Source organism: Flavobacteriales bacterium, from assembly GCA_013214975.1.
Lineage (GTDB): Bacteria > Bacteroidota > Bacteroidia > DT-38 > DT-38 > DT-38.
Genome location: JABSPR010000066.1, coordinates 1 through 2,967 on the forward strand (window position 1 = coordinate 1; position 2,967 = coordinate 2,967).

General features: G+C 37.1%; 3 protein-coding genes. All 3 read left to right on the forward strand.

All coding sequences use genetic code 11. The features are described from left to right. A partial coding sequence (gene pckA / locus HRT72_03305; GenBank protein NQY66735.1) for a phosphoenolpyruvate carboxykinase (ATP) occupies positions 1-1,394 on the forward strand: 1,394 nt, incomplete at its 5' end. A gap of 45 nt (positions 1,395-1,439) precedes the next feature. Next, a complete protein-coding gene (locus HRT72_03310; protein ID NQY66736.1) occupies positions 1,440-2,144 on the forward strand; it encodes a 16S rRNA (uracil(1498)-N(3))-methyltransferase in 705 nt (234 codons plus the stop codon). Next, positions 2,137-2,796 carry a DUF4159 domain-containing protein gene (locus HRT72_03315; GenBank protein NQY66737.1) on the forward strand — a complete coding sequence of 220 codons (660 nt, stop codon included), beginning with the start codon at positions 2,137-2,139 and terminating at the stop codon, positions 2,794-2,796. The genes HRT72_03310 and HRT72_03315 overlap by 8 nt, the downstream gene beginning before the upstream one ends. Positions 2,797-2,967: the final 171 nt, after the last annotated feature.

Below are 2,967 nucleotides of genomic sequence, written 5' to 3' on the forward strand. Positions count from 1 at the left end.
ACACAAAAGATACTGTATGGTGGGAAGGTCTCAATCACAAGTTTAGCGCTTTAAAGTTCGATGCCTTACAAGAAAAAATGATTGCTCACCTAGATGGTAAGGAATTATTCGTTAGGGACGTATATGCCTGCTCCTATCACAAATACAGATTGAATATCCGAGTAATCAATGAGAATCCATGGATGAACCTTTTTGTAAGTAATATGTTCATTGAGCCATCAATAGATGAACTAAAAAACTTTACTCCTCAATGGACTATTATTTGCGCACCAGAGTTCAATGCAATACCCGAACGCGATGGTACTCGACAACATAATTTTGCTATACTCAATTTTTCAAAAAAAACAATTTTAATTGGAGGAACGGCGTACACAGGAGAAATTAAAAAAGGTATATTTTCTGTACTTAACTTCATTCTACCAATAGAAGAGAATGTATTCTCCATGCACTGCTCAGCAAATGTGGGTAAAGAAGGTGACACCGCAATCTTCTTTGGCCTGTCTGGTACGGGGAAAACCACCCTTTCAGCTGATCCGGAAAGACAACTAATTGGCGATGATGAACATGGGTGGTCTGAGAATACCGTTTTCAATTTTGAAGGAGGCTGCTACGCAAAATGTATAAATCTAACAAAGGAGGACGAGCCTCAGATATTTAATGCAATAAGACCAGGTGCGTTACTAGAAAACATTGTAATGAATGATAATAGAATTGTCGATTATACAGATATTTCCAAAACACAAAACACTAGAGTCAGTTACCCTATTGAATTTATTGACAACGTTGCCCAGGGATCTAAAGGGGCTTCACCTCGAAACATTTTCATGCTAACGTGTGATGCACACGGTGTATTACCTGCAATCTCTAAATTAACAAAGGAACAAGCGATGTACCATTTTATTTCTGGATACACTGCAAAAGTTGCTGGTACTGAATCGGATATAACAGAACCTGTAATGGTTTTCTCTGCATGCTTTGGAGAACCATTCCTCCCAATACATCCAGGGAAATACGCAGATATGTTGGGAGAGAAAATGGATAATCAAGATGTAAACGTCTGGTTAATCAATACCGGCTGGCAAGGTGGCCCTTATGGAATAGGTGAACGAATAAAACTCAAATACACCCGAAGAATGATTAAAGCAGCCCTATCTGGAGAGCTTAATAAAGTTGAATATCTACAACAAGCAATATTCGGATTACATATGCCTTCAAGTTGTCCTGGAATACCTGAAGAAATTTTAAACCCACGTAGATCATGGCCCAATACTGACGACTATGATGAAAAAGCTTTTGAACTTGCCGATGCCTTTATTGAAAATTTCAGCAATTATGAAACTAGTCAACTTCAACATATTATGAAATCGGCCCCAAAAACAAAATTGACGATTTAACTTATTACAATATCTTTGTTGCATTAAAGATTAAGGCAAACAGTAATGCACATTTTCTACACCCCTAACCTTTCTCAAAAAGAACGATCTCACATACTAGATAAAGATGAGTCGCATCACTGTATAAAAGTTTTACGCTTAAAAACAGGAGATCAAATAAACACTATTGACGGGATTGGTGGGTTCTACACGGCCGAGATAACTAACGATAACCCGAAAAAATGCGAAATAAAAATACTGAGTTCAATTCAGGAATATGGAAAAAGAGAACAACGACTTCATATTGCCATCGCGCCGACTAAAAACATAAATAGGATTGAATGGTTTATTGAAAAAGCCACCGAAGTAGGCATCGACGAAGTTTCCTTTATTCAATGTGACCAATCGGAACGAAATCATTTCACGACTAAAAGACTCCATAAAATAATATTAGGTGCCGTAAAGCAGTCGCAGCAAGCGTATCTACCAATTATTAACGAACTAATAACAGCAAAGGAATTTATCCGGCAAAAATTCACAAGTCAGAAACTAATAGCTTCTTGTGCTTATATGGAGACCAATGGACTTAGCAAAAAATACACAAATGGCGATGCTCTTATACTAATTGGACCAGAAGGTGATTTCTCGGAAAGAGAATTAATCCTAGCTGAAGAAAACGGATTCGAAGCAATAAGTTTAGGGTCTACGAGGTTAAGAACCGAAACCGCAGCATTAACAGCATGTATTTCAATAAATTTACTGAATGACTAAATTAATTGTTCCTCTATTTATAATCCTCTCCTTTGGATTATTCTCAGGAACCACGCCTACAATTGAAATCGGACTACTAAAATATGGTGGTGGTGGAGATTGGTACGCCAACCCTACTTCCCTATCTAACCTAATATCCTTTTGTAATAAGAACCTTAACACCAATATTAAGCCAGACTATGCAACAATAGAAGTTAGCAGCAGAGAAATATACAATTACCCTTTACTACACATGACCGGTCATGGCAATGTTGTTTTTTCAAATCAAGAAGCAGAGAATCTCCGAAATTATCTTATTAGTGGAGGCTTTTTACATATAGATGACAACTATGGAATGAATAAATTTATTCGTCCACAAATGCAAAAGGTTTTCCCTGAATTAGACTTTGTAGAGCTACCTTTTTCACATCCCATCTTTCATCAACAATATGATTTCCCGAATGGAGTTCCGAAAATTCACGAACACGACAACCAAGACGCTCAAGGTTTTGGACTTGTATATAAAGGGAAACTTATTTGCTTCTACACTTACGAATCTGACTTGGGTGATGGCTGGGAAGACAAAGAAGTTCACAAAGACTCTGATGAAATAAGAACAAAGGCGTTAAAAATGGGAGCAAATATTGTTCAATTTGCTTTTGGACCGAAATAGCTACTGTATAGGTGTTTTCTGAAATTTATTAGAATCAATTTCGAAAAAGAAGACAATTTATTCCACTACTATCTCTGTTTTTCAAAGAAATTCATTAACCTGTGCAATAGAAACGCAGATAGGGTGACCCACGAAAAGTATTGAGCCTTCCTTCCTTCCTTCCTTCCTTCC

Excerpts from the sequence above, each read along its gene's own strand:
- HRT72_03310 (NQY66736.1), top strand. The coding sequence starts at position 1,440 with ATGCACATTTTCTACACCCCTAACCTTTCTCAAAAAGAACGATCTCAC.
- HRT72_03315 (NQY66737.1), top strand. The coding sequence starts at position 2,137 with ATGACTAAATTAATTGTTCCTCTATTTATAATCCTCTCCTTTGGATTA.